Below are 26220 nucleotides of genomic sequence, written 5' to 3'. Positions count from 1 at the left end.
CCTCCTGGTGCTTTCGAAGGTTCACCTTGGGGCCGCCGCGCGCATCCGCTCCGTGTCCGTATTACTCCATCAGGTGACGAAACAGCGATTCGGGCAGGGCCGGAGCCGGCGGCGGTGCTCCGTAAAATGGGGGAAAGCGCGACGAAGTCACCGCGTCGGCGCGAATGAATAGGATGGCCATCCCATGATTCCGCGTATGGCAGGAGTTCTCACCCATGACAGAGCGCAAGCCCATTGAATCGTGGCTGACCGACATGGACGGCGTGCTGATGCACGAGGGCGTTCCGGTGCCCGGCGCGGATGCCTTCATCAAGAAGCTGCGCGACTCCGGCAGGCCGTTTCTCGTGCTCACCAACAATTCGATCTACACGGCCCGCGACCTGCACGCGCGGCTGAACCGGATCGGGCTGGACGTGCCGGTCGAGAACATCTGGACCTCGGCGCTGGCCACCGCCAAATTCCTGGACAACCAGCACCCCGGCGGCACGGCCTATGTGATCGGCGAGGCGGGGCTGACCACCGCGCTGCACGACGCCGGTTATGTGCTGAGCGACGCGGACCCCGATTTCGTCATTCTGGGCGAGACCCGGACCTATTCCTTCGAGTCGCTCACCAAGGCCATCCGGCTCATCAACGACGGGGCCCGTTTCATCGCGACCAACCCCGACAACACCGGGCCCTCCCCGGAGGGCGCGCTGCCCGCCACGGGCTCCGTGGCCGCGCTGATCACCAAGGCGACGGGCAAGGAGCCGTACTTCGTCGGCAAGCCGAACCCCCTGATGATGCGGACCGGCCTCAACACCATCGGCGCGCACTCCGAGACCAGCGCGATGATCGGCGACCGGATGGACACGGACGTGCTGGCGGGCCTGGAGGCGGGGATGGAGACGTTCCTCGTGCTCACCGGGTTGACCGGCAAGGACGACATCGACCGCTACCCGTACCGGCCGACCCGCGTCGTGGACTCGATCGCGGACCTGGTGGATCTCATCTGAGCGGACCTCATCTGAGCGGACGGCGGGTTCAGTTCCCGTACGCGGTTCCCTTACGAGGGCGGTGGGCGCGGTTCCCTTACGAGGGCGGTGGGCCCGGTCTCCGTTGCCGGGACGGTGGGCGCGGTTCCCGTAAAGGGGCCGCGCCCGTCGCGCGTCAGGAAGCCAGCCGGTTCTCGATCAGCTTCGTCCACTTCTCCTTCTGCTCCGGGTCCTTGAGGTCGACCTCCCAGTCGCCGGCGCTCATGCGCAGGCTGTCCGGGCCCATGTTGAGCTGCTTCAGCAGCTCCCGTGCCGTCGTGCGCACCTCGTTGTCGCTGCCGTTGGCCAGGTCGTACAGCTCGCCCGCCATCCGCTGCCGCTTGCCCGGCCCGACGGACTTCCAGAAGGCGAGAGCCTTGCCCATCGCCTGCGCGGGGGTCAGCTGGGTGGCCGACTCCACGGCGGCGGGGTCCACGCCCGGCACGGCGGGGGCGCCCTCGGCGTGCTCGGCGCCCTCCTCGTGGGCGTCCTCGCCCGCCTTCGCGGCCGCCTCCTGCTCCGCCATGATGATCTTGTACCGCTTGCGGACCGACTTCCACGCCTTGTAGAGGGCGAGGCCGCCGAGCAGCAGGGCCGCGGCGGCGGCCAGCCCCCAGCCGACCGGCGACGACACGGCGACGGCCCCGGCGAAGACCGCGATGCTCACCCCCGCGCCCGCGACCTTGACAAGGTTGCCGGTGGCCGACACGCCCTTCTTCACGCGGCGGCGCCCGCGCTTCTTGACCGCGTACGCGCCGACCTCCGCGATCCGCTCCGCCGACTCCTCGTAGGCGGGCGCCTTCTCCGCCGCCTCCGCCTCCAGCTGCTCGATCTGGGCGGTCAGCGCGGCGACCTCCGCCTCCAGGCGGCGCATGGCCGCCGCGTTCTCCGGGCCGCCATCCGGCCGGGACGACGAGGTCGGGCGGGACTGCCGCTCGGCCAGTTCGGCACGGGGCGCCGACATGGCCGCGCGGGCCCGGTCGATGTCCTTGCGCAGCAGCTTGTTCTCGATCGTCCCCTCGTACTTCGCGGGCGGCGCGTTCACCCCGGCGAGGTTCCGCTTCATACGGTGGGTGCGCACCACGGAGCGGATGTCCCGGACGACCTTGCTGATCGAGATGACGATCGTCAGGGCGCCGGCGGTCTCGCCGAGCGCCGACGGAGCGACGTTCCCGGCGACCTTCAGGCCGCCCTTGGCCATCCCGATGCCGTCGCTGACGGTGGTGCCGATGTCCTGGACGGCGTCGCCGCCCTTGCTGTTCCGGTCACGGCGCAGGGAGCGCCAGTCGACGCCCTTCTTCTCCTTGAGCTCGTTCAGCCCGCCCTGCGCCTTCAGGGCCCCGCTCGTGTCGCGGGCCGTGGCCACCGAGTCGACCGCCGCGCCCATGACGTCGGTGGCGAGCGTCCCCTCGACCGCCCGCGCGGTCGCCGCCTTGTCCGAGTCCTTGGCCGCCTCGGCCCACTTGCCCGACACGACGGGTGAGACGACGCGGCTGGAGCCGAAGTCGATGGGGTCGAGGAGCTTCTTGACGGTTTCGAGCTTCTCGGACGGCTTCGACAGCAGCTTCTTGACCCACTTGCGCGCGCCGTGGGGTTCGGCCGCGGCCTCGGCGGCGGCCGCCGTAGGTCCGGGCGCGGCAGCGGCGGCGGGCGCCTGGGTGCCCTGGCCAGCCGCCGCCGGCGGCGGTGCGGGTGCGTTCTCGGCGCGGTCCGTACGCTCGGCGGGCTCCGTACGCCCGGACAGGTCCGCGAGCTCGATCTGGTCCGCGGGCGCGGCCGGCTCGGTACGGGCCGGCCGTACCGTGCTGAGCGTCTGCACGACCGCGCGGTTCCCGGCGGCGGACTGCAACGCCCTGAGGCGGGCCGCGGACCCCGCCCCGGCCCCGGCCGGGCGGTCGGCGGTCCGGGCCGCCGGCCGGGCTTCGACCCGCGTGCCCGCGGCAGAAGTACGCGGACGTTCGTCGTGCGGGCGCATCGCTGCCATCCTTGCCGTCATTCCGGGTGGACGGCGTGATGATCCCGAACACTCGTGCCATACGGCAAGAGCCCACGGGCACAGTCGAGGGCAGCCTTCGGTGCCCTGCCGGTCATCCGGTCCTGTCAGTCATTCGGTCCGGCCGGTCGTCCGGTCCCGTCAGCCATCCCGTCATGCCGGGGGCAGCCGGGAGCAGCCGGGAGCAGCCGGGAGCAGCCGGGAGCAGCCGGGAGCAGCCGGGAGCAGCCGGACGATAGTGCACGCCCCCCGAGCAGCGCTACGGCCGCACACCCGACACGGCCTCGCGAGCTGTCGCACGCGCATGAGACGCCCGGCCGCGGGGCGGGGCGGGGGTCCGGTCAGCTCGCCGTCGCCGCCTTCCAGTCCTCGACGTACGACCGGAGGTTCGCGTCGATGTCCGCCCAGTCCGGCTGGAAGACCTCGACGCCCTTCATGATCTGGGCGAGGGCCGTCGCGTTCTTGTCGTCGGACTTGATGTCCGTACGGGCCGCGAAGCCGCCGCCGGTCGCGGAGACCTCGCGCTGCACGTCATCGCTGAGCAGGTAGTCGAGGAACTTCCGGGCGTTGGCGGTGTGCGGGGCGCCCTTGACGAGCCCGGCCGCGTAGGGCAGGGCGAAGGTGGTGGGCTTGCCGGTGGAGGACGCGGCGGGGAAGAAGATGCCCTGGTGGGGCATGGACTTCATGTTGGCGTAGTTCATCTGCACATCGCCGTTGGCGACGAGCAGTTCGCCCTTGTCGGTCTTGGGCGCGAGCTGCCCGGTGGACGAGGACGGGCCGACGTTGTTGGCCTGGAGCTTCTTCAGATAGCTCATGGCGGCGTCCTTGCCGCCGAAGTCGTGCATGGCCTTGACGAGTACGGCCGTGCCGTCGCCCGCGACGCCCGGCGTGGAGTACTGGAGCCTGCCCTTGAACCTGCCGTCCAGCAGGTCCTCCCAGCTCTTCGGGGGCCGCTTCAGCTCCTTGCTGTTGTAGATGAAGCAGAGGTAGTTGTCGACGACGGACGTCCAGGCGCCGTCGGCGTCCTTGCTCCCGGCCGCGACCTTGTCCGACCCCCGCGGCTTGTACGGGGTCAGCAGCCCCTTGCCGGCCGCCTGCTGGATGAAGGGCGGCAGGGTCACGACGACGTCCGCCTTGGTGTTGGACTTCTCGCGGGTCAGCCGCTGCACCATCTCCCCGGAGCCGCCCTCGACGTAGTTGACCTTGATGCCGGTCCGCCGCTCGAAGTCCTTGAAGACCTTGTCGTAGAACCCGTCGCCCTTCTCGGACTTCAGCCCGTCCGCGCTGTAGACGGTGACTTCCTTGGCCTTGCCGTCCGCGGTGGAGGCCCCGCCGCAGGCGGTGGCGGTGACGCCGAGGGCCAGGGCCCCGGCGGCGGCGGCGATCGGCTTGAGGTAGCTGCGCATGACGTGTCGTACTCCTGGTGGAGGGTGATGGGAGGGTGACGGGAAAAAGACGGGCCTCGCCGGTGACCGGCCGGCGGCCTACCGGTACGAGGCGCGGGTGCGGATGCGGCCGACGGCGAGCAGGACGAGCAGCGTCGTCGCCATCAGCACCACGGCGAGGGCGGCGCCGGCGAAGAGCGAGCCCCGGTCCGTAGCCCCGAAGATCTTGACGGGGAGGGGCAGCCAGTCCGGCGGGTAGAGCATCATCGTGGCGCTCAACTCGCCCATGGACAGGGCGAAGCACAGCCCGGCCGCCGCCGTGAGGGAGGGCAGCAGGAGGGGGAGTTTGACGCGCAGCAGTACGTACCAGGGCCGCGCTCCGAGGCTGGCGGCGCTCTGCTCGTACGCCGGGTCGAGGCGGGCGACGGCGGCGCTGACGGACTGGTAGGCGAAGGCGGTGACCAGGACCGCGTGGGCGGCGATCACGATCTGCCGGGTGCCGTTGAGGAGGATCGGCGGCTGGGAGAAGGCGACCAGCAGCGACAGGCCGACGACCACGGACGGCACGGCGACCGGCAGCATGAACAGCGCGTCGATGACGCGCCGCCCGCGCCTGCGCAGCGCGTCGGCGGCGAGCGCGGCCCAGGTCCCCGCGGCCATGGCGAGGATTCCGGCCGCGAAGGCGGTGGCGAGGCTGGCGAGCAGGGCGCCCGACGAGTCGCCTCGGGCGATGTCCTGATAGTGCGTCAGGGTCGCGCCGGACGGGAAGGCGCCGCTCCACGAGGTCGAGAAGGACGCGGCCAGGATCACCAGGAACGGCAGCGCGAAGACCGGCAGGAAGAGGGCGAGGAACCCGGCCCATACCGCCCAGCGGGCGGCGCGGCTATGCACGAGCATGACGAGCGCCTCCGGCGGCGGTCACGGTACGGGCGACGAGGACGCGGTACAGGCCGTACAGCGCCGCCGACAGCGCGATGCTGACGACCGCGACGACGCACGCCCCGGTGTAGTCGCCGTCGAGGATGGCCTTGCTGTAGACGAGCACGGGCAGGGTCGTGACGTCCTTGGCGCCGGTGAAGAGCACGATGCCGAATTCGTTGAGGCACATGACGAGGACCAGGCTGCCGCCCGCCGCGAGGGAGGGCAGCGCCTCGGGCAGGATCACCTGCCGCACGATGCGCGCGGGCCGCGCGCCGAGCGAGGCCGCGGCCTCCAGCTGTCCCGTCTCCACCTGGGAGAAGGCGGCGAGCAGCGGCCGCATCACGAACGGCGTGAAGTAGGTGATCTCCGTGAGCAGCACGCCGTAGGGGGTGTGCAGGAAGTCGAAGGGGCCGCTCGCCGCGCCGGTCGCGTCCGTCCACAGACCGTTGGCCATGCCGGCGCTGCCGTAGATGAAGAGGAGGGCGAGGGTGATGAGGAAGGAGGGGAAGGCGAGGAAGATGTCGATGAACCGGCCGACGGCCTTGGCTCCGGGGAACGGCACGAAGGCGATGACGAGCGCCAGCGCGAACCCGAGCACCAGGCAGCCGGCGGTGGCGCCGACGGCGATCACGACCGTGTTCCACAGCGCGTCCCGGAACGAGGCCTGTCCGAGGACGTCCCCGTACGCCGCGACGGAGTGCCCGCCGCCGTCCGGCGACACGGACTGCCATCCGACCAGCGCCAGCGGATAGAGGAACACGAGGCCGAGGGCGGCCACCGGGGGAAGGGCGTAGGCCCAGGCGGGCACGGTGCGCCGACGTGCCGTGCGGCGCTGTTCACCGGGTACGGGCCGGGGGCCGTGGGCCACGGCCGCCGGCTCGGAGCGGTACGGGCTAGCCATGGGACGTCCCCGCCGGCAGCAGCACCGCGTCGTCGGCCGCGAAGTGCAGGGCGACCTCGTCGCCGAGCGCCGGGGTCTCGCGCAGTTCCCGCAGGTCCGCCATGACGCGGTGGCCCGCGACGTCGACGTACAGGCGGTGCGTCGAGCCGCGCCACTGGACCTCGGCGATCCGGCCGCGCAGGGTGTTCGGGCCCGGGCCGAGGCCGACGAGGTGCGGCCGTACGCACAGGGTGGCCGTCGCGCCCTCGGCCACGTCGCCCGTGTCGACCGTGAGCGCCGTGCCCGCGAAGGCGACGCCGCCGGAACGGACCGTGACGGGCAGCAGGTTGGAGTTGCCGACGAAGGAGGCGGTGAACTCGGTGCGCGGGCGGCGGTAGAGGTCCTGCGGGGTGCCGCAGTCCTGGAGCCGGGCCCGGTCCATGACCGCGATGCGGTCGGCCAGCGTCAACGCCTCGACCTGGTCGTGGGTGACGTACAGGATGGTGACGTCGGGCAACTCGCGGTGCAGCCGGGCGAGTTCGGCGAGCATCCCGGAGCGCAGCCGCGCGTCGAGCGCGGAGAGCGGTTCGTCGAGGAGCAGCACCCCGGGCCGCGTCGCCAGCGCCCGCGCGATGGCGACGCGCTGCTGCTGGCCGCCGGAGAGCTCGCGCGGGTAGCGCCTGGCGTAGCCGGCCATGCCGGTCATCTCCAGCGCCTCGGCGACCCGGCCCGCTATCTCGCCGCGCGGGGCCTTCCGCGCCTTCAGGCCGAAGGCCACATTGGCGTCGACCCGCAGGTGCGGGAAGAGCGCGTACTGCTGGACGACCATCCCGACGCCGCGCCGGTACGGCGGCAGCGCGGTGACGTCGCGGCCGCCGATCAGCACCCGCCCCGAGACCGGCCGCACGAAGCCGGCGACGGCCCGCAGCGCGGTGGTCTTGCCGGAGCCGGACGGACCGAGCAGGGCCAGCACCTCGCCCGGCTCGACGGTGAGGTCGAGGCCGTCGAGCACGACGTTCTCGCCGTACGCGACGGACACGCCCTCGAAGGCGATCCCGCCGCCCGGCGGGGCGGCAACCGCCCCGCCGGTCCTGGTCGACGTCGTCACGTCCGCGTCTCCGGGGACTCGGACGCCCGCACGGCCGTCCCCGCCAGCAGCGCCGGCAGTTCGGCCACGGAGTCCAGGACGTGCGTCGCCCCGGACCCCCACAGCGCGTCGGCGCCGTGCGCGCCGGTACGGACGCCCGCGACGACACTCGCGCCCGAGCGGCGCCCGGCGATCATGTCGTACGAGGTGTCGCCCGCCACCGCGATCCGCCGCACCCCGTCGGCCCCGCCGGTGCGCAGCAGCGCGGCGAGCACCATGTCCGGGTACGGGCGGCCGCGGCCGCCCGCGTCGGCCGGGCAGAGGGTGAGCTCGACCAGGTCCCGCCAGCCCAGCGCGTCGAGGATGGCGTCCTGGGTGACGCGGGCGAACCCGGTGGTCAGGACGACCCTGCGGCCGTCGGCCTTGAGCCGCTCGATGGCCTCCCGCGCGCCGGGGATCGGCGCGCACCTGCCCTCGGCCACCAACTTCCCGTACGTGGCCTCGAATTCGGCGTTGGCGCGCTGGGCCCGCTCCTCGTCGCCGAAGAGGTGGCGGAAGACGGAGATCTTGGACTCGCCCATGGTGGCGCGTACGTAGTCGAGCTTCGCGGCGTGGTCGGCCGAGCCGGGCTCGACGCCGAGGCTGCGGGCGGCGGCGTCGAAGGACTGCTCGACGAGGCCGCCGTCGGCGACCGTCGTGCCCGCCATGTCGAGCACGACGAGCTGGATGTCCTGCCCGGCGTCGGGCGCGGTGTTTCGTCCGGCGTCGGGCGCGGCGGCTCGTGCGGCGGCTCCTGCGCTGTCACGCGTCGTGTCGCGTGCGGCTTCGTGCGCGGTGTCGCCTGCGCTGTCACGTGTGGTGTCGCGTACGGCTTCGTGCGCGGTGTTTTGCGAGATGTTCTGCGCGGTCAACTCTCTCACCATCCCAGTTCGTTCGCGGTGCGCTCGGCGATCGCCGGAGAGCAGGTCATGCCACGGCCGCCGGGCCCGGTGACCAGCCAGACGCCGTCGCGCACCTGCTGCCGGTGCACGATGCGCCCGGTCTCGGTGCACTGCGCGTACACCCCGGCCCAGCGGCGGCGGACCGTGGGCAGCGGGCGGCCGAGCAGCCCTTCGACGACCCCGGCCAGGTGCTCGTACGGGTCCTCGACGACGTCGAAGTTGAAGGGCGCGGCGTACTCATGCGTGTCGCCGATGGTGAGCCCGCCGTCGGCGCGCTGGACCATCAGCAGCTGCGCCCGGTGCTCGGCCGCGGCCGGCGGCTGCCGCTGCGCCGCCGCCATGGCGTCGAGCGCGCCCCCGGCGTAGGCCGGGTAGTAGCGGAAGCTGTCTGCGTCGGCGACGGAGGTGGTCAGCGGCTCGCCGAGCGGGTCGGTCTGCATCATCTGGAGCCGTACGCGCCGTACGGGCAGGTCGGGCGCCAGCTCCTTGACCAGGCCGCCGAGCCAGGCGCCGGTGCACAGCACGACGGCGTCGGCGGTGTGCACGTCGCCGTGGTCGTCGCGGACGGCGCGCTCGCCGCTGATCTCGCGGACCTCGCGGCCGCCGAGGAAGGTGTAGCGGCCGGATTCCAGCAGTTTGTCCTTGAGGGCGCGCTGCGCGACGCGCGGCTCGACGGCGGCGTCGCGCTCGCACCACAGGGCGCCCAGGACGGCGCTGCCGCGCAGGGCGGGATTGGCGGCGCGGGTCTCCTCGGCGGTGAGGAGCGCGTAGCCGCGGGCGGCGGCGTCGGGTCGGGCGACGGCGGCCTCGGCGACGGCGAGCTCCGCCGGGTTGGTGAGCACGGTCAGCGAGCCGTTGGCACGGAAGCCGAGGCCGGGTACGCGCTCGCCGACGGCCTCCCACAGCTCACGGGCGCGCAGCGCGGTGTCCAGCTCCTCGCCGCCGGCGCGGCCGCTGACCCAGACGAGCCCGAAGTTCCGCACCGAGGCCCCTCTGGCCTCGGCTTCCCGCTCGATGTGTACGACCTCGTGGCCGCGTTCTATCGCTTGCCAGGCGTGCATGGTCCCCACCACGCCGGCTCCGACGACTATGACTCGCATGACCGGAACGCTCCTTTGATCTGGTGGCCCGCGGCGGGCCGGCAGGCGGCGCCGCGGTGAACAGGCCACAAAGTTTGGCCTAGACCCGTTATCCTTCCGTGATTACACCGGGAAGGGAAAGGTGTTCCCTCCGGTGACTTCGGACACAATCGGACGCGAACGGAGGGCGGCCCGCGCCTCGCGAGCCGCCCTCAGCGGAGCACGGGGCCGCCGTCAGCAGCGCGGGGCCGCCCTCCGGGACATGGAACCGCCCTCAGCCCTCCCCCTGCTCCGATCCCTCCAGGCGCGCCGTGAAGGAGAAGCGGTCCCCCCGGTACAGCGAGCGCACCCGCTCCAGCGGCAGCCCCTCCGTGTCCCGCGACATCCGGTGGATCAGCAGCATCGGCAGCGCGGGCGGCGTCCCGATCAGCAGCGCCTCGCGCGGCGTCGCGAGCACCGTCTCCAGCCGCTCGTCCGCGCTGCCGAAGCCGATGCCGAGCCGGTCGCGCAGATACCCGTAGAAGGAGGAGTCGGGTTCGAAGTCCGTATCGAGCCGGGGAACGCGTTCCACCGCCACATACGTGCTCTCCAGCCCCACCCGTTCGTCGTCGGCGAGCAGAACGCGTTCCATGTGCCAGACCGGCTCGCCCTGTTCGAGCCCGAGGTCGGCGGCGAGCGCGGCCGAGCACGGGGAGCGCTCCAGGCCGATCAGGCCGCGGCCGGGCCGGCGGCCCTGGCGCCGGACGCCTTCCGTGTAGCTCGCGAGCGACAGCGGCTGCTCCAGCTTGGGCCCGGCCACCACCGTGCCCCGCCCCATCCGCCGCAGCCGCCCCTCCAGCAGCAGTTCGCGCAGCGCCTGGCGCACCGTCTCCCGCGAGACCTCGAACCGCACCGCCAGGTCCCGCTCGGTCGGCAGCAGTCCGTCCTCCCCCAACTCGTCGAGCAACTCCGCGACTTGAACCTTCACCGCGTAGTACTTGGGGATGCGCCCGTGCTCGGGTATGCCGGACCGGATCGGTGCGCCGGGCGCCTGGTCCATCAGGTAGTCCACTGGGTAGTCCACGGCGCGATCCTCGCACCTCAGGGCCGCTGCCGCCGCGACCCGGCCAGCAGCGCCCCGCCGCCGAGCACGAGCACGGCCGAGGCGACGCCGAGCCCGAGGAGGGGCGTGCCCGAACCCGTGTCGGCGAGGGCGGGCGGGGCGGAGCCACGGCCGTCGGCGTCGCCGTCGCCGATGCCGTCGGAGGGGTGCCCCGCGCTCTCCCCCGGCAGCCGCCCGCCGTGCGCGTCCGGTCGCCTGACGGTGAAGGCGTAGTCGCCGGACTGGCCGACCCAGTCGCCGTCGCCTGCGCGCCGCCGCACGGCGGTGACGTTCTCGGTGACCGGCCCCTCGGGCGCGGCCCCCGTGAAGCGCTGCCGCACCGGCACCACGACGGACCGCCCGGCCGGGAGGGTGAATCCGGAAAAGCCGGGGGCGCCGGACGACCCGCCGCCGAAGACCCCGACGTTCTCCGCCTCGTCGGTCCGTACGAACCGTACGGGCCACCAGCGGCGCGCCCCCGCGTCGTAGAACTCCATCCGGATGTCGCGCGGCTTCAGGGCGCGGCCCCGGTCGGCGAGGACCGCGACGGGGTGCACGGCGCGGCACCCCGCCCCCGTGGCATCCCGCAGCTCCAGCCGCCAGCCGCGCCACCCGGCCCCGCGCTCGTACGTCGCGGGGCCGCCGCCGATCCGCGCGGAGACCGGGAACTCCGCGCCGCGCGCCGCGCCGCAGCCCGGCGGCTTCCCGCCGGGATCACCGGGCGCTGCGCGAACGGCGACCGGGGCGGGCGCGGCCTCTGGGACGAGCACATGGGCCGCGACGTGGGTGACCTCCGGAGCGAGCGCGCGGGCCGCCGTGTCCGGGGCGAGTACGAGCGCGAGCGCGGCGGCGCTCACGGCGGCGAGGACACGGGGCGGGCGCATCGGCGGACCTCCGCTGACGGGAAAGCGAGCGATGGGAAGCACAGGAAATAGCGGGACGCGTCGAGAAGTCACGGCCCGTCAGGAACATCGCACCGCCGGTCCCACCGCCGCCGCACATCCCCGCCCGCTACCCCCGAATGGTCCCCACATCCCGCCCGAACAGCGGATTTTCCGTCAATCGGACCGCACTGGAAACGCGCCTCCGGCCCGCCCGAACAGCGGCGCCAGCACCAGTTCCGCCGCCCCCTCCACCACCGTCCGCACCCCGCCGGGGGCCACGGCCACCGGGACCGTACGCCCGTCCCCGCGCGCCGCGTCATCGGCCAGCGCCGCGCCCACCCCCCGTACGTACGTGTCCGCCGCCGCCAGCAGCGTGCGGCCGCCGAGCAGCACCCGGTCGACGTCCAGCAGCCGTACGAGGTTGGCCGCGCCGACCCCGAGCAGCCGGGCCGCGCCCGCCGTGTCGCCGGCCGCGACCGCCGCCAGGCACAGCGCCTCGATACAGCCCCGGCCACCGCACCCGCACGGCGGGCCGTCGAGCTGGACGACCTGGTGGCCGAACTCGCCCGCGCCCGTGCGCTCGCCCCGGTACACGCCACCGCCGAGCACGAGCCCGGCCCCCAGGCCCGTACCGAGGTGCAGATAGGCGAAGGAGTCCGCGCCGGCGGCGCCCGCCGCGAGGCCGAGCGCGGCGGCGTTGGTGTCCTTGTCGACGACGACGGGCAGCGCCAGCCGCGCCGCGAGGGCGGCGCGCAGCGGAAAGCCGTCCCATCGGGGGAAGCCGGTGACGCGGCGCAGCACTCCGTCCCGGTGGTCGAGCGGCCCCGGCGCGGCGACGCCCGCCCCCAGCACGGCGCGTCCCGCCCCGGCCTCCCCCATCAGCGCCTCGGCCGCCCGCGCCGCCTCCTCCACGACCGCCGCCGCCCCGGCTCCGAAGTCGAGCGGCGCGGTGCGGGAGGCGACGGTGCGGCCCGCCAGGTCGGTGCGTACGGCGGTCAGCTCGTCCCGGTCGAGGTGGAGCCCGATGGCGTGGCCGGCGTCGGGGACCAGGCGCAGCACCGTGGCGGGCTTGCCGCCGGTGGAGGCGCGGCGGCCCGCGTCCGCCGCGAAGCCGTCCGCGCGCAGCCGCGCGGTGATCTTGCTGACGGCCTGCGGGGTGAGGCCCGTACGCTCGGCGAGCTCCAGGCGGCTGACGCCGCCCGCGCCCGCGTCGCGCAGCAGGCCGAGCACGAGGGCGGCGTTGTGCCCGCGCAGAGCGGCGAGATTGGCTCCGGGGTTACTTCTGTGCACCGACCCATTGTCTCCGTCGCTTGCACTTTGGCAACAGCGTTGTCAAAGTGGGCGGCATGGATGGCACCACTGGCTCCCCCCTCCGCGTCGGCCTCATCGGCTACGGCCTGGCAGGCTCCGTCTTCCACGCCCCCCTGATCGCCACCACCGACGGCCTCGCCCTCGACACCGTCGTGACCGCCAGCCCCGAACGGCGGCAGCAGGCGCTCACCGAGCACCCCGGGGTCCGTACGGTCGACACGGCCGAGGAGCTCTTCGGCCGCGCCGCCGAACTCGACCTCGTGGTCATCGCCTCCCCCAACCGCACGCACGTGCCGCTCGCCCGCGCCGCGCTCGAAGCCGGGCTCCCGGCCGTCGTGGACAAGCCGCTCGCGGCGACGGCGGCCGAGGCCGACGAGCTGGCCGCGCTGGCGGCGGACCGCGGGCTGCTGCTGAGCCCGTTCCAGAACCGCCGCTGGGACAACGACTTCCGTACGGTCCGGCAGCTCATCGACGACGGGCGGCTCGGCGACGTACTGCGCTTCGAGTCCCGCTTCGAGCGCTGGCGGCCCCGGCCCAAGGGCGGCTGGCGGGAGTCCGGCGACCCGGCGGAGCTCGGCGGGCTGCTGTACGACCTCGGCAGCCACCTGGTCGACCAGGCCCTCGCCCTCTTCGGCCCGGCCGCCGCCGTCTACGCGGAGGCCGACGTGCGCCGCCCGGGCGCCGAGGCCGACGACGACACCTTCATCGCGCTCACCCACACGAGCGGCGTCCGCTCCCACCTGTGGATGAGCGCCACCACCGCCCAGCTCGGCCCGCGCTTCCGGGTGCTGGGCACCGGCTCGGGCTATGTGAAGTACGGGCTCGACCCGCAGGAGGCCGCCCTGCGCGAGGGCCGCCGACCCGGCGATGACGGCCCGGCCTGGGGCGTGGAGCCCGAGTCGGCCTGGGGCCGGATCGGCGCGGGCGAGTCGCCCCAGACGGGCGGCGGCGACCTCGTACCGACCCTGCCGGGCGACTACCCCGCGTACTACGCGGCCATCGCCGAGACCCTGCACGAAGGCGCCGCGCCGCCGGTCACCGCGGCCGAGGCGGCGGCGACGCTGCGGGTGCTCGAAGCGGCGCGCACCAGCGCCGCCGAGGCCCGTACGGTCCGCATCGCCGGAGCGCCCGCATGACCGCCGAAGCGGAACGGTCCGGAGCGGAACGGACCGAGGCGGAGCGGGCCGAGGCGGAACGGGTCCACGCGGAGCGGGCCGTCGCGGAACTGACGGAACAGGAGCGGCGACTGGTCCTCGACTCCTTCGGCAACGACGACGCCTGGCGGCTCGGCGCCCTCCTCATGGAGCTGGCGCGCGAGCGCGGCGCGGCCGTCACCGTCGACATCCGGCGCGGCGCGCAGCAGCTCTTCCACTGCGCGCTGCCCGGCACCTCGGCGGACAACGACGCCTGGACCGACCGCAAGCGCCGCGTCGTGGAGCGGTACGCGGAGTCCTCCTACCTCGTCGGCGCCCGCTTCCGCGCCAAGGGCCGCACCTTCGAGGACTCCTCCCGGCTGGACCTGGACCGCTACGCGGCGCACGGCGGCGCGTTCCCGATCCGGCTGCGCGGTACGGGCGTCATCGGGACCGTCGCGGTCTCCGGCCTGTCACAGGCCGAAGACCACGCGCTGGTCGTCGAAGCGCTGGAGCGCCACCTCGGCTGACGCTCCGGCTCGTCATGAGCGGCGCCATGAACGCCATCACGAACGGCGTCACGAATGACGTCACGAATGACGTCACGAACGGCGTCATGAACGGCGTCCGCGCGACCGGAAGAGGAGCACCAGGGAGATCCCCGCGACGACGGCCGCGACCGACGCGCCGATCAGCATCGGCTCGGCCATCGACGTCCCGCTGTGCGCGAGCGCGCCACCGCCGCCGGACGTCCCATCGGGGCCGGGGGCAGGGGCGGGGTGGCTCGCCGAGGGGGACGCGGACGGCGCCTCGGAAGGACTCTCCGAGGCGCTCCCGGACGGCGACTTCGACGGCGATTCAGAGGGGCTTTCCTCGGAGGGACTTTCCGACGAAGGCTCGGAAGGGCTCTCCGACGGGGACCCGGAAGGGGATTCGGAAGGACTCCCCGTCGGACTCTCGGAAGGAGCCTCCGTCTGTGATGCCGTTGGAGATGTCGTCGGAGATGCCGTCGGCGACATCGCTGAAGACGTGGTCGGAGACGGGGACTCCCCCGCGCACTCCGGCAGGTCCCCGTTGAACGGGTACCGGTGGAGTTCCGCCCCCGACGTCGAGGCGTGCGTCAGCGAACCGGCGGTGAGGAACCGGCCGTTCACTCCCGGCACCGACACCGTCGCCATGCTCTCCGGGCGGCCGATCAGCACGCTGCCCTGGAACTGGGCGCTGCCCTTGATGGTGATCTGCGCGGCGTCCGGGAAGTTCCAGAGCAGCCGCTCGCGCAGGTCGCCCGGCAGGGCGCCCATGTACGAGCTGATGGTGCGGGCGGGGCCGGTGATGTTGACCAGTACGGTGGCGCCCTCGGGGATGCCGTGGAAGGCGACGCCTTGGTCGCCGCCGCCCCGGCCCACCATGTCGAAGTCGACGTCGAACACCTGGAGCATCGAGGCCCCGTCGCCGGTGAACACCGTCTCGTGGCCCTGGTTGACCGCGGTGCCGGTGGTCTCGCGCGGTACGCCGTGGTCGTGCGCGTAGCAGTCCGCGGCGGCGGTCAGCTCGGGCCGCAGCCGCAGAGAGGGCCGGGCGGCGTCGGGGTCGTGCACCGCGCGCGGGACGACCGTGCCGGAGAGGCCGCCCGCGTACGTGACGACGCCTCGGGTGGGGCCCTCCTCGGCGAGCAGGGACTGGCCCGGGGCGATGGAGATGTCGCCGCCGACGGTGAGGAAGTCCGACCCGTTGTCGGGCGGCACACGGGAGCCGACGCCGACGACGCCGACGTTGTAGACGCGGGAGCCGGAGGTCTTGTTCATCCGGAAGTCGCCGAGGGCGACGAGCTTGCCCTCGGCCTCCGCCGCCGATCCGCCGACGAGGTAGTCGCCGCCGACGAAGACGTTGACGCCGTTGTCGCGGCCGACGACGGGCCCGTTGTCCGGGTCCGGGTACGCACCCGGGCACCGGCCCGGCACGCAGGACCCCAGCCCGCCCGGCAACGGCTCCGCCACACTCCAGGAAGCGAACAGACCGACCATCAGCACCCCGCTGACGCCCGCCAGTGTGCCCGTCAGTCCCGCTCTCCTCAGCTTTCCAGCCTCTTTCCTACCCATATATGGAAATATGCGGCCTGCTGGTATGAAGGACGGCAGACACGCTCGCCCGTTCCCCCGAACCGGTGCCCCTGATGCCCCATCAGGCTCCCGCCCCGGCGCCGGGCCGCCGCTCCGCCTCGGGGCGCGGCGCGCGGACGCGCTGGAGCAGTGCCCGCTCCGCCGCCGTCCAGGCCGTGCTCGTCGCCAGATACAGCCCGGCCGCCAGCGGCACCACCGCGACGCTGACCAGCGTGCCGAAGGCCATCAGCGGCAGCACCTTGCCGACCCCCGACAGCCCGATCCCCGACAGCCCGGGTACCGCCGGCGCGCCGGCCGCGCCACCGGCCGGTGTGCGCGCGGCCGAGGCGGCGGCCGCCTTGCGGGCACGCGTGTACGTCCAGGTGGCCACCGCCCCGACCAGCGCGAACAGCCCGAGGTAGACCAGCCCCCACGGCCCGAACACCCCGCCGTCGCCGAGCGCCCCGGCCCACCGGCCGCCGAGCGGCGCGCCCAGCAGCGTGTGATCGAGCAGCCCCGCTCCGCCGGAACCGGAGGAGAAGAGGTGGTACATCACGGAGAAGACCGGCAGCTGCACCAGCATCGGCAGGCACCCCGCCAGCGGCGACGCCCCGGCCTCCTTGTACAGCTCGCCCACCGCGCGCTGCGCCGTCTCCGGAGCGTTCCTGTGCTTGCGCCTCACCTCGGCCATGCGCGGCGCGAGTTCGGCCCGTACCCGTTCGCCGCGCGCCGCCGAGCGGGCCAGCGGGTGCAGCGCGAGCCGGACGCAGCACGTGAACACAATGATCGTCGCGGCCGTGGCCGAGTGGCCGAAGAGCGGTTCGAGCAGGTCGGCGCAGTGCGAGAGGAGCGCGCCGAACGCGGCGAACAGCGAGGTGAATACGGACATGGGTGAGCCCTCCACGGGGTCTCGTCGTGCCGGAACGGGACTTCGGCGTGACGAGCCGCACGGGCTCCGTGTCGCATACGGAAATCGGACCGGATCGGACCGGATCGATCGGACCAGCCGGAACAGCCTGGAGCAGGCCGGAACAGCCGGAACGGAAACGAGAACGGGAACGATCAGAACGGTCGGACAGATATGAGAAAGAGAAGCGCCTACGCGGCCGTCGGGAGGGGACGGCCCGGCGCCCGCGGCCGGGAGCGGCCGGGTGCATCGGGATCGCTTTGGGCCAGGAACGCCGTGCGGCGCTCCCGGTCCCTTATCGCGGTACGTACGCGGTTCGTCGCGAGCGGATAGCTCGTACGGGCCGAAATGACCGCACAAGTCAGCACTGCCGCCGCGACCGCGGTGGTGACGGCGAGCGCCATCGCACTCAGCCAGCCCGTTTCGGAAAGCAGCAGCCCAGCGACAAGGAACAGGACCAGCCCCGTGTGCGTGCGCAAGACCGTATTCATGGGCTCCCCCTTCCTCGTGCTGACTTCCTCATGCCGTACACGCGATGGTGTTCTGTACCGAAGATTCTAGCGGGCACCACTGACAATCGCCCATACACCAGCGGCCGAATACGCCACGGGGCGGTTTCCCGCATCGGGCGTCTTTGTCCGTTCTCGGCGCCTTTCGGCGTCCGTGCATTCACACCTTTCGCCCTCAGCCGACCGCCGTTCGACGTGAATTGACCACTCTCGCGGCGGTTGAGCGACGCCCGCCCCGCCCCCGTATCCCCACAGCGACGGCGGAGGCACGCACGCTCCGCCGGACCACCGGCGAAGGAGAGATCATGGGCAATCGACGTCACGCGGCGCTCGCGGGCACGGCCGTCGCGGCGCTGGCGCTGGTCACCGCGGGCTGCGGGGACGGGGACTCGTACAGCGGCGGCACGTCCCGGCCGGCCGGCGGCAGCTCCTCCCTCGCGCCGGGCTCCGACGGCTACGGCTCCGGGGACGACTACGGCAGCGCCGCCCCCAAGGCCGGTGACAAGACCGGGGACAAGGCCGGGGACAAGGCGGGAGCCAAGGGCGAGGCCGCCAAAACCCTGGCCGTGCGGAACGTGTCCGGCATCGGCTCCGTCGTCACCGACAGCAAGGGCGCCGTCCTCTACCGCTTCGACAAGGACACCGCCAAGCCGCCCAAGTCCGCCTGCGACGGCGACTGCGCGAAGGCGTGGCCGGCCGTCCCCGCCGACGACGCCACCGCGTCCGCCGGCATCGCCGCCGATCAGCTCGGCCGGGTCGTACGGGCCGACGGCACCGCTCAGCTCACCCTCGCGGGCTGGCCGGTGTACCGCTACGCCAAGGACGTGGAACCCGGCGTCGCCGAGGGCCAGGGGATGGGCGGCACCTGGCACGCCCTGGCGCCGGACGGCAAGAAGGCCGGCGCCGGGTCCGGTGCGAAGCCCGCCGGGAAGGCCGCGAAGGAGGGGGCCGGGGTCGCCCTCTCCGACAACGCCGCCCTCGGCAAGATCCTCACCGACGGCCAGGGCCGCACCCTCTACCGCTTCAACAAGGACAGCGCCTGGCCGATGAGGTTCGGCTGCACCGGGGCCTGCCTGGACACCTGGAAGCCCGCGAAACCCGCCGACAAGACGAAACTCACCGGCATCCCGGCCAAGCTCATCTCCACCGTGACCCGCCCCGACGGCGTCAAGCAGCTCGCCGTCGACTGCTGGCCGGTCTACTGGTTCACCGGCGACAAGAAGCCCGGAGACGTCGACGGCCAGGGGAAGATGGGCCTGTGGTTCGCCGTCTCCGGCGCCGGTAAGAAGGTCACCAAGGCGGCGACGGCTACGGGCTACTGACCGCGGCCTCCTCGGGACCCGCGCCCGCGCCCCCGCCCGGTCCGGCGAGGTCCTCGTCGTCCCTGGCCAGTACCTCCTCGTCCGGCCGCGGGTCGGCCGTACGCGGCCCCCACCGGCTGACGGCCAGCGTCACGACGGCGTTCGCGGCGAGCGCCACGATCCCCGCGTTCATCCCCCACACCGGGTCGTGGTCGGTGAAGACCAGCGCGCAGACGATGACGGCCCCGACGGCGAGCCCGCTCAGCGCGCCCCACAGCGTGATCCGCCGCCACACCAGCCCCAGCAGCACCATGGGCACGAGCTGCGCCATGCCCTCGTACGAGATGAGCGAGAGCCGCACCAGCGTCTCCGGCACGGTGTACGTCAGCAGCAGCGCCAGCGCGCCCGCGACGACCACCACCACCTGCGAGAACAGCTTCTGCCGGGTCGCGAGCCGCGGCACCGCGCCCAGTACGCTGCGCCCCCACATCGTCCCGATCACCAGCATGAAGACCGCCATCGGCACGATCGACGAGAGCGCCGCCGCCACCCCGACCACACCGACCGCCCAGGCGGGCAGCGCGTCCACGACCAGTTTGAACAGCGCCAGATTGGAGTCCGCGCCGACCAGCCCCGGCACCACGAAGATCGCCGCCATGCCCAGCAGCATCGGCACGAACAGCAGCACGTTGTAGAAGGGCAGGAAGACCGCGTTGCGCCGCAGCCCGTCCGCGCTGCGCGCGCCCAGATAGCCCGCGACGGTCGTCGGGAAGATCACCACGGTGAGGGAGTTCAGGAACGTCGTCGTCACGAACCAGCCCCCGCCCATCCCGCTGCCCCCGTGCCCGCTGAACGTCAGCCACTCGGGTTTCTCGGCCACGATCCGGTCCAGGAACGGCCCGTACCCGTCGAAGTAGTGCAGCGGCACGTAGATCGCCAGGAACGCCAGCGTCCCGACCACCAGCACGTCCTTGAGCACCGACACCCAGGCGCTGCCGCGCAGCCCGCTGACCACCACGAAGCCGGTGGTGACGGCGAAGGCCACGAAGTACGCCCAGTTGAGGCTGATCGCGCCGTAGGAGATCGTCGTGACGACCACGCCCATCCCCATGATCTGCAACTGGATGTACGGCAGCAGGCAGACCGTGGCCAGCACCGCGACGAACGCGCCGAGCCACGGCCGCCCGTAGCGGTGCGCGACCATGTCGGTGATCGAGACGAGGCCGTGCCGGCGGGCGTACGACCACAGCATCGGCCCGACGATGTAGCCGAGCGCGTAGCCGCAGGACATGTACGCGATGACGTACAGGACCGGGGCCCCGTAGTTGTACCCCCAGCCCGCCGCGCCCAGGTAGCTGAAGCTCGTATAGCCCTCGCCCGCCATCAGCACCCAGATGAAGACCGGGCCCAGGCTCCGGCCGCCCACCGACCAGTCGGCCAGCCCGCCGCCGGAGCCGCGCCCGCGCACCGCGAGCAGCCCGAGGCCGACGGTGAGCACCATGAAGACGCCGAAGACGGACGTCGCGACGGTGGCGTTCACTCGGCGCTCCCGTTCGCGTCACGGCTGAAGCGCCGGTCGGCGCGCGGACCGGAACGCCGCCGGTCGGAGCGCCAGGCCAGCCACACCGCGACGGGCGTCAGCAGCGTCGCGAGCAGCAGCCAGAAGAAGAGAAAGGGCAGGCCGAGCACGGTCGGATGGACGCGGTCGACGAGCGGCAGCACGCCCAGGAAGAGCACGTACGGCACGAGCAGCCACAGCAGAGAGGCACGTTTCAGCACGACGCAGACCCTAACGGGGCTCCGTCGCCGTCAACCTCCCCCACACCACCAGCCGGTACTTGGACGTGAACTCCGGCGTACAGGTCGTCAGCGTCAGATACGAGCCGGGCTCCGCATAGCGGTAGGCGGGGTGCGCCGAGCTGTACGGGACCGGGGCGATGACCGTGCCGTCGGCGGGCGAGGTCTGCGGCAGCGTGCGCTCGATCGTGTACGTGTACCGGGCCTCGTCGGTGTCGATCCGCACGGTGTCCCCCGGCCGCAGCCGGTCGAGGCGGCGGAACGGTTCGCCGTGCGTATTGCGGTGCCCGGCGAGCGCGAAGTTCCCCCGCCGCCCCGGCTGCGCGGTGTGGACGTAATGCCCCACGTACCCCTTGTTGAGAACGCCCGCCTTGCTGATGCCCTGTGCCACGGGCGCGGTGACGCCGATCTTCGGGATGCGGATGACGGCGTACGCGGCGTCCCGGCGGGGCGGGCTCTCGCCTATGCGCACGGTCACCGACCTGGTCTTCTCCGGGGACGGGCCGGAGTCGGAATCGGAATCGGAGCCGGAATCGGAGCCTGATCCGGCGGACGGCTCGTTCCGTCCGTCTTCGGGCGCCGTCGAGGGGCCCGTGGGCGACTCGTCCGTCCACCCCCGCTCCAGCTCCGCGACCTCGTCCCGCGCGCTCGCCCGCGCCTCGCGGTTCGTCCACCACAGCTGGTGGGCGACGAGCAGCAGCACGACGGCCCCGAGCGTCACCACCAGTTCGGCGCCGCCCCACAGCAGCCGCGCCCCAAGGGGCCGCCGGGCCCGCCGTCCCCGTACCACCACCGGAATCCGCTCCCGCATCCGCCGCACGGTAGGCCCTGCGGACGCGGACCGCCAGAGAGACGACCCGCCGAAGACGAATCGCCCCCTGCCGAGCCGTCACCGCCGAAGGACCCTCACCACCGGAGAATCCTCATCCGCCGAAGGGCCCCACCGCCGAGGGGCCCTCACCACCGAAGACGAATCACCCGCCGAAGACGAATCACCCGCCCAAAGCGTGCGACACCGCGTAGATGCACAGCCCCGCGAGGGCGCCCACCACGGTGCCGTTGATGCGGATGAACTGGAGGTCCCGCCCGATGTGCGCCTCGATCTTCTTCGACGTGTGCTCGGCGTCCCAGCCCGCCACCGTGTCCGTGATCAGCAGGGTGATCTCGTCCCGGTAGGTCGTCACGACGTAGACGGCCGCGTCCTCCAGCCACCCGTCGACCTTGGCCCGCAGCCGCTCGTCCGCCGACATCCGGTTGCCGAGCGAGAGGATCGCCGCCCGCACGCGCAGCCGCAGTTCGCTGCGCTCGTCCTCGGCCGCCGCAACGATCATGGCGCGCACCGAGCTCCACGCGGAGGCGATGAGGTCCTGCACCTCGCCGCGGCCCAGCACCTCCGACTTCAGCCGCTCCACCCGCGCCCGTGTCTCGGTGTCCGACTGGAGGTCGCCCGCGAAGTCCCGCAGGAACCGGTCCACGGCCCCCCGCGCCGGGTGGTCCGGCATGTCCCGCATCTCGGTGATGAACCGCAGCAGCTCCTTGTACACCCGGTCGCCGACCTTGCGGTCCACGAACCGCGGCGTCCAGCCGGGCGCGCCGCCGGTGACGGCGTCCATCACGGACGCGCTGTGCTCGACGAGCCAGTCGTGGGCCCGTACGCACACCAGGTCCACCAGTTTGCGGTGGCCCCCGTCCGCGACGACCTTCTCCAGCATCTTGCCGACGCCCGGTGCGATCTCCTGCGCGTCGGCCCGCCGGGTGATCGCCTCGCCCACCACGGCCTGCACATCGGAGTCGCGCAGCACTCTCAGCGCGCCGCGCAGCGCCGTGGCCAGCTCGGCGGTGACCCGGTCGGCGTGTTCGGGCTCGGCGAGCCAGGCGCCGAGCCGGGAGCCGATGCCCACCGCGCGCAGCCGCTGCCGCACCACGTCGCCGGAGAGGAAGTTCTCCCCGACGAACTCGCCGAGGCTCTGCCCGAGCTGGTCCTTCTTGGTCGGGATGATGGCGGTGTGCGGGATGGGCAGCCCCATCGGCCGTCTGAAGAGCGCGGTGACGGCGAACCAGTCGGCGAGCGCGCCGACCATGCCGGCCTCCGCCGCGGCGGCCACGAACCCCGTCCAGCCCCCGGCCCCGGCGGACCGCGCCCAGGTGGCCAGTACATAGACCAGCGCGACGGCGAGCAGCAGCCCTGTCGCGAACGTCTTCATCCGGCGCACGCCGCGCCGTTTCTCCTCGTCCGCCGCGCTGTAGGCGAACCCGCCCGCCGGGGCGTCCGCGGGCCCGGCGGCGTCCGCGGCCTCAGCTGCGTCCGTGACCCCAGCCGCGTCCGCGGCCCCGGCGGCGTCCGCCTCGGCGCTCCCCGCCGTTCTTTCCGTGTGCGTCGGTTCCATCCACTCCACCCGTTCGAGCCGTCCTTCGGCAATTGTCCCTGTCCGAGGTACTCGGGGAACGGACCAGGAGTTCCCGGCGTCCGAGCAGTAGAGGGCCGCGTCACAGGCGGCCGCCCCCGATCCGCGGTGCGCCGCCCGGGTACCGCGCCGTCCGCCGGGCAGTCCCCCGGGCCGCCATGGGATCATGGAGGCCGATCGGACCGCGATGGCGCCGCTGATCCCGTACCGACTGCGCCCCTGCGAGGAGAGTCCGCCCATGTCCAGGCCCCCCATGCCCCGCGGCTCGGCCTACGCCGTGCTGGCCGCGCTGGCGGCCGTGGTGGTCCTCATATCGGCCACCATCTTCATCGGAGCCCGCACCGGCGACCGGCCGGGGGCCGCGCCGCCCGAGTCCCGCGGCTCCGCCTCGCCCGCTTCGACCAGTTCCTGGGTCGGCACCTGGGGCACGGCGGCGTCGGCCGCCGAGCCCCGTACGGCCGGCGGTTTCGCGGGCATGTCGATCCGGAACGTGGTGCACACCAGCATCAGCGGCACCAGCGCCCGCATCCAGCTCTCCAACCTCTACGGCACCCAGCCGCTCTCCATCACCCACGCCTCCCTGGCCCTGGCCGCCGCCCCCAGCGACCCGGGCGCCGCGCCGGGCACCATGCGCCGCCTCACCTTCGGCGGCCGCACCGGCGTCACCATCCCGGCCGGCCGCACGGCCGTCAGCGACCCCGTCCGGCTCGCCGTGCCCTCCGCCGCGGACCTGCTGGTCACCACCTACTCCCCGACCCCCTCCGGTCCGGTCACCTACCACCCGCACGCCCGCCAGACCTCCTACCTGGCGCGCGGCGACCGGGCCGAGGACGGCGCGGGCGCCGCGTACACCGGCCAAAGCCCGTACTGGCGCTACCTCACCGGCGTCGACGTGTGGAACAAGGACGCCCAGGGCGCGCTCGCCGTCATCGGCGACTCCATCACCGACGGCGTGACCTCCACCGCCGGCGCCAACCACCGCTGGACGGACTTCCTCGCCTCCCGGCTGCGCACCGAGCCGGACGCGCCCCGCTACGGCGTGCTCAACGCGGGCATCAGCGGCAACCGCGTGCTCCTCGGCGGCATGCACGGCCGCCTCTCCGCCAACCCCAGCGCCCTCTCCCGCCTCGACCGCGACGTCTTCGCGCGTACGGGCGTACGGGCCGTCGTCTCGCAGCTCGGCGTCAACGACATCCTGCGGCTGCCGCAGCAGAAGGACCCCCGCCGGATCGTGGCGGGCCTGCGGGAACTGGTCGCGCGGGCGCACGCGCACGGGCTGCCCGTGTACGGCGCCACCCTCATGCCGTTCGGCGGCCACCGCGGCTACGACCCGCGGCTGGAGGCCGTACGGGAGGCGGTCAACGCGGAGATCCGGGCGGGCCGCGTCTACGACGGCGTCATCGACTTCGACCGCGCGCTGCGCGACCCGGCCGCCCCCAAGCGCCTCAACCCGCGGTACGACTCCGGCGACCATCTGCACCCCGGCGACGAGGGCTACCGCGCGATGGCCCGCGCGGTGGACCTGAGCCGCCTCAAGAGCGGAGCCGCGGCGACCCTCTGACGCCGGGCGCCCCACCGCCGCTACTCGCTACTCCAGCGACTTGCGCTGCTCTCCGCCCTCGACGCGCCGCTCCTCGCGCCGCGCCTGCCGCGCCGCCTTGCGCTCCTTGCGCCTGACGCCGACGCCGCCCCAGAAGGCGAGGCCGGTGACGGTGACGCGCGGCGCGCCGGGCGTGCCGGGGCCGCTGGCCTTGTCGTCGAAGCCGCCCATGATGCCGACGCCGCTGACGTGCACCTCGACGTCGGGCGGCACGACGACCTCCATGCCACCCATGATCGCGAAGCAGCGGATCACGATCTCGCGGTCCTCGAAGTCCGCCTCGCGCAGATCGATCTGGCCGCCGCCCCAAAACGCCACGGAGCTGAAGACGCGCGGCACGGTCCAGCGGCCGCCGCGCTGGAAGCCGCCCATCACGGCGACGCCCCAGCGGGAGGTGGCCCGGCCGCCGATGCGCCCGGCCCAGTCCGAGTCCGCACCGGGCGCCGGGGCCTTGCGAGCGGCGCCCGCCGTCCGGCCGGGCTCCGGCAGGTCGCGCACGAGGACCTCCAACTCGCCGTGCGTACGCGCCTTGTACGCCGCGCCGAGCCGCTGGTCGAACTCCTCCATGTCCAGCCGTCCCTCGGCGAGCGCTTCCCGCAGGGCCTCGGCGATGCGGTCGCGTTCGGCGTCGGAGGCTCGCATCTCAGGGAGTTCGCTCATACCGGACAGCCTATCGACCGTAGGTCACTAAGCCGACCGCTCCGCATACATCTTCGCGATGACGGCCTCGATGTAAGAACACCCCGGCGACTTCCGATCGCCGGGGTGTTTCCTGCCGCTCCGCAGATAGGGAAGGCCGTTCCTCTAGTTGCGGAAGCGGTACGTCTTGATGGTGCCCATCGTCTTCATTCATCTCTTCCGGTGCGAGCGCTGGTCAGACGGCCTGGAGCCCGACGAGCACGCGGCGTAAGAGCCAGGGATCAGCCCGCGCGGCCGGCCCTACGTCGGAGCGCTCCGCCCTACGGCGGTGCGGCAGCACGGCAGGAGTCGCCTCGGGCACCGTGATCTCAGCCCAGACCAGCTTGCCCCGCGACGTGCGGTAGGAGCCCCAGCACTTCGTCGTCTCCTGGACGAGCAGAAGACCGCGCCCGCCTTCGGTGTCGTCGTCCGCCTTCTGGAGGACGGGCATCTCCTTGGACGTATCCCACACCTCGATGACGACGCTGGCGTCGAGGCCGACCAAGCGCACGGTCACGAGGTTCATGGTCTCCAGCTCCAGCCACGTTGGCCGGCGGTCGAGAACGCCGGTCGCTTTCACGGCGTTCGTGACCAACTCGGAGACGACGAGGGTGGCGTCCCCTTCGATGGAGCGGGCGTGCCACTTGCCGAGCGTGAGCCTCATGAAGTGTCGGGACATACTCACCGCCGAGCCGACAGCAGCAAGGCTGAGCTGATCCATGAAGCGGGCGCGCTGGGAGAAGTAGAAGGGTTCTCCGTCGCCCTGGCTCTGGTTCACGCGCTCTCGTCCAAGCTCACGACCTGCGCGGATACGTGCTCGATGTTCAGGATCATGGCGTTCTGGAGGGCGCGGGTGAGGGCCAGGTCGCGGTAAGAGGGAACGATCACGTGACGGGCTTCCGCGTGCCGGATGGCATCGATCATCTCGCCGAAGGCGTCGATCCGTCCGTCCAACAACTCGTGGAACACGGTCGCGAGGGTGAAGCCCTCCACCTCGGCGTACGCGGTCATGTCCGCCTGCCTCCGGTTCACCTCCTCGTCAGACATGTCACTTGGTACGCGCATATAGCCAAACATCAGCTGCTTCACGCCCTGCCCTCCCTTACCCGCGCTCACTCTCAGCGCTGCGGTTCACTGCCCTGCGTTACCGAGTGAAGCAGTGTCAGACTACGTTGCGCAAGACTACATTTTTAAAGACCCGCTCTATAGTCCTCGA

Annotated in this window: 25 protein-coding genes; 5 read left to right on the top strand and 20 right to left on the bottom strand. The window is 72.8% G+C overall.

Features of this window, described 5'->3' with window-relative positions; all coding sequences use genetic code 11:
- The first annotated feature begins 215 nt into the window (after nucleotides 1–215).
- A complete protein-coding gene (locus tag AB0I22_RS12755) occupies nucleotides 216–995 on the top strand; it encodes an HAD-IIA family hydrolase (protein WP_363130750.1) in 780 nt (259 codons plus the stop codon).
- A 154-nt stretch (nucleotides 996–1149) separates the two neighbouring features.
- Here AB0I22_RS12755 and AB0I22_RS12750 read toward each other — a convergent pair whose 3' ends face one another.
- From AB0I22_RS12750 to AB0I22_RS12705, 10 genes are all read right to left on the bottom strand, one after another.
- On the bottom strand, nucleotides 1150–2988 hold the full coding sequence (locus tag AB0I22_RS12750) for a hypothetical protein (RefSeq protein ID WP_363130749.1): 1839 nt from the start codon (nucleotides 2986–2988) through the stop codon (nucleotides 1150–1152).
- A 359-nt stretch (nucleotides 2989–3347) separates the two neighbouring features.
- Nucleotides 3348–4412 (bottom strand): 2-aminoethylphosphonate ABC transporter substrate-binding protein, encoded by a 1065-nt coding sequence (locus tag AB0I22_RS12745; RefSeq protein ID WP_363130748.1) that lies wholly within the window; start codon nucleotides 4410–4412, stop codon nucleotides 3348–3350.
- Between the two features lie 78 nt (nucleotides 4413–4490).
- Nucleotides 4491–5288, bottom strand: a complete 798-nt coding sequence (locus AB0I22_RS12740) for an ABC transporter permease subunit (protein ID WP_363130747.1) — start codon at nucleotides 5286–5288, stop codon at nucleotides 4491–4493.
- Complete coding sequence (locus AB0I22_RS12735; RefSeq protein WP_363130746.1) at nucleotides 5275–6213, bottom strand: 2-aminoethylphosphonate ABC transporter permease subunit; 939 nt, start codon at nucleotides 6211–6213, stop codon at nucleotides 5275–5277. Before AB0I22_RS12735 ends, AB0I22_RS12740 begins: the two co-directional genes overlap by 14 nt.
- Nucleotides 6206–7300 (bottom strand): ABC transporter ATP-binding protein, encoded by a 1095-nt coding sequence (locus AB0I22_RS12730; RefSeq protein ID WP_363130745.1) that lies wholly within the window; start codon nucleotides 7298–7300, stop codon nucleotides 6206–6208. The genes AB0I22_RS12735 and AB0I22_RS12730 overlap by 8 nt, the downstream gene beginning before the upstream one ends.
- The gene (locus AB0I22_RS12725; protein ID WP_363130902.1) at nucleotides 7297–8007 is read right to left on the bottom strand and encodes a phosphonatase-like hydrolase; all 711 of its coding nucleotides are present in this window, start codon (nucleotides 8005–8007) and stop codon (nucleotides 7297–7299) included. The genes AB0I22_RS12730 and AB0I22_RS12725 overlap by 4 nt, the downstream gene beginning before the upstream one ends.
- A gap of 188 nt (nucleotides 8008–8195) precedes the next feature.
- Nucleotides 8196–9320, bottom strand: a complete 1125-nt coding sequence (locus tag AB0I22_RS12720; RefSeq protein ID WP_363130744.1) for a TIGR03364 family FAD-dependent oxidoreductase — start codon at nucleotides 9318–9320, stop codon at nucleotides 8196–8198.
- Nucleotides 9321–9573: 253 nt separating this feature from the next.
- Nucleotides 9574–10350 (bottom strand): GntR family transcriptional regulator, encoded by a 777-nt coding sequence (locus AB0I22_RS12715; protein ID WP_363130901.1) that lies wholly within the window; start codon nucleotides 10348–10350, stop codon nucleotides 9574–9576.
- Nucleotides 10351–10379: 29 nt separating this feature from the next.
- Nucleotides 10380–11264, bottom strand: coding sequence for a hypothetical protein (locus AB0I22_RS12710; protein WP_363130743.1), 885 nt, complete (start codon nucleotides 11262–11264; stop codon nucleotides 10380–10382).
- A 174-nt stretch (nucleotides 11265–11438) separates the two neighbouring features.
- Entirely contained in the window at nucleotides 11439–12554 is a 1116-nt protein-coding gene (locus AB0I22_RS12705; protein WP_363130742.1) for an ROK family protein, read from the bottom strand.
- Between the two features lie 56 nt (nucleotides 12555–12610).
- Between AB0I22_RS12705 and AB0I22_RS12700 the strand changes: the two genes are divergently transcribed.
- Complete coding sequence (locus AB0I22_RS12700; RefSeq protein ID WP_363130741.1) at nucleotides 12611–13711, top strand: Gfo/Idh/MocA family oxidoreductase; 1101 nt, start codon at nucleotides 12611–12613, stop codon at nucleotides 13709–13711.
- Nucleotides 13708–14238, top strand: a complete 531-nt coding sequence (locus AB0I22_RS12695; protein WP_363130740.1) for a heme-degrading domain-containing protein — start codon at nucleotides 13708–13710, stop codon at nucleotides 14236–14238. The genes AB0I22_RS12700 and AB0I22_RS12695 overlap by 4 nt, the downstream gene beginning before the upstream one ends.
- 84 nt (nucleotides 14239–14322) lie before the next feature.
- Here AB0I22_RS12695 and AB0I22_RS12690 read toward each other — a convergent pair whose 3' ends face one another.
- From AB0I22_RS12690 to AB0I22_RS12680, 3 genes are all read right to left on the bottom strand, one after another.
- Nucleotides 14323–15807 (bottom strand): choice-of-anchor A family protein, encoded by a 1485-nt coding sequence (locus AB0I22_RS12690; RefSeq protein WP_363130739.1) that lies wholly within the window; start codon nucleotides 15805–15807, stop codon nucleotides 14323–14325.
- A gap of 82 nt (nucleotides 15808–15889) precedes the next feature.
- Nucleotides 15890–16696 carry a YidC/Oxa1 family membrane protein insertase gene (locus AB0I22_RS12685; protein ID WP_363130738.1) on the bottom strand — a complete coding sequence of 269 codons (807 nt, stop codon included), beginning with the start codon at nucleotides 16694–16696 and terminating at the stop codon, nucleotides 15890–15892.
- Nucleotides 16697–16905: 209 nt separating this feature from the next.
- Nucleotides 16906–17205 (bottom strand): DUF6412 domain-containing protein, encoded by a 300-nt coding sequence (locus AB0I22_RS12680; RefSeq protein WP_363130737.1) that lies wholly within the window; start codon nucleotides 17203–17205, stop codon nucleotides 16906–16908.
- A gap of 323 nt (nucleotides 17206–17528) precedes the next feature.
- On the opposite strand from AB0I22_RS12680, the gene AB0I22_RS12675 reads away from it, so the two are divergent.
- On the top strand, nucleotides 17529–18545 hold the full coding sequence (locus AB0I22_RS12675; protein WP_363130736.1) for an SCO0930 family lipoprotein: 1017 nt from the start codon (nucleotides 17529–17531) through the stop codon (nucleotides 18543–18545).
- Here AB0I22_RS12675 and AB0I22_RS12670 read toward each other — a convergent pair.
- The 4 genes from AB0I22_RS12670 to AB0I22_RS12655 form a co-directional block, all read right to left on the bottom strand.
- A complete protein-coding gene (locus AB0I22_RS12670) occupies nucleotides 18532–20064 on the bottom strand; it encodes a sodium:solute symporter family protein (protein WP_363130735.1) in 1533 nt (510 codons plus the stop codon). The two genes, AB0I22_RS12675 and AB0I22_RS12670, sit on opposite strands and share 14 nt — an antisense overlap.
- Nucleotides 20061–20303, bottom strand: a complete 243-nt coding sequence (locus AB0I22_RS12665; protein WP_363130734.1) for a DUF3311 domain-containing protein — start codon at nucleotides 20301–20303, stop codon at nucleotides 20061–20063. Before AB0I22_RS12665 ends, AB0I22_RS12670 begins: the two co-directional genes overlap by 4 nt.
- Before the next feature lie 10 nt (nucleotides 20304–20313).
- Nucleotides 20314–21132 carry a class E sortase gene (locus tag AB0I22_RS12660; RefSeq protein WP_363130733.1) on the bottom strand — a complete coding sequence of 273 codons (819 nt, stop codon included), beginning with the start codon at nucleotides 21130–21132 and terminating at the stop codon, nucleotides 20314–20316.
- A gap of 181 nt (nucleotides 21133–21313) precedes the next feature.
- The gene (locus AB0I22_RS12655; RefSeq protein ID WP_363130732.1) at nucleotides 21314–22708 is read right to left on the bottom strand and encodes a DUF445 domain-containing protein; all 1395 of its coding nucleotides are present in this window, start codon (nucleotides 22706–22708) and stop codon (nucleotides 21314–21316) included.
- A gap of 256 nt (nucleotides 22709–22964) precedes the next feature.
- Here AB0I22_RS12655 and AB0I22_RS12650 point away from each other — a divergent pair, with 256 nt between their 5' ends.
- The gene (locus AB0I22_RS12650) at nucleotides 22965–24287 is read left to right on the top strand and encodes an SGNH/GDSL hydrolase family protein (protein WP_363130731.1); all 1323 of its coding nucleotides are present in this window, start codon (nucleotides 22965–22967) and stop codon (nucleotides 24285–24287) included.
- 27 nt (nucleotides 24288–24314) lie between these two features.
- On the opposite strand, the gene AB0I22_RS12645 is transcribed toward AB0I22_RS12650, so the two are convergent.
- The 3 genes from AB0I22_RS12645 to AB0I22_RS12635 all read right to left on the bottom strand — a co-directional run bounded on the left by AB0I22_RS12645 (nucleotide 24315) and on the right by AB0I22_RS12635 (nucleotide 26093).
- A complete protein-coding gene (locus tag AB0I22_RS12645) occupies nucleotides 24315–24968 on the bottom strand; it encodes a DUF1707 domain-containing protein (RefSeq protein ID WP_363130900.1) in 654 nt (217 codons plus the stop codon).
- Between the two features lie 232 nt (nucleotides 24969–25200).
- A complete protein-coding gene (locus AB0I22_RS12640; protein ID WP_363130730.1) occupies nucleotides 25201–25782 on the bottom strand; it encodes an ATP-binding protein in 582 nt (193 codons plus the stop codon).
- Nucleotides 25779–26093 carry a recombinase family protein gene (locus AB0I22_RS12635; RefSeq protein WP_363130729.1) on the bottom strand — a complete coding sequence of 105 codons (315 nt, stop codon included), beginning with the start codon at nucleotides 26091–26093 and terminating at the stop codon, nucleotides 25779–25781. The genes AB0I22_RS12640 and AB0I22_RS12635 overlap by 4 nt, the downstream gene beginning before the upstream one ends.
- Nucleotides 26094–26220 lie beyond the last annotated feature (127 nt).

It is taken from the genome of Streptomyces sp. NPDC050610 (assembly GCF_040654875.1).
Classification (GTDB): domain Bacteria; phylum Actinomycetota; class Actinomycetes; order Streptomycetales; family Streptomycetaceae; genus Streptomyces.
This window is presented reverse-complemented; position numbering and strand designations above follow the sequence as displayed.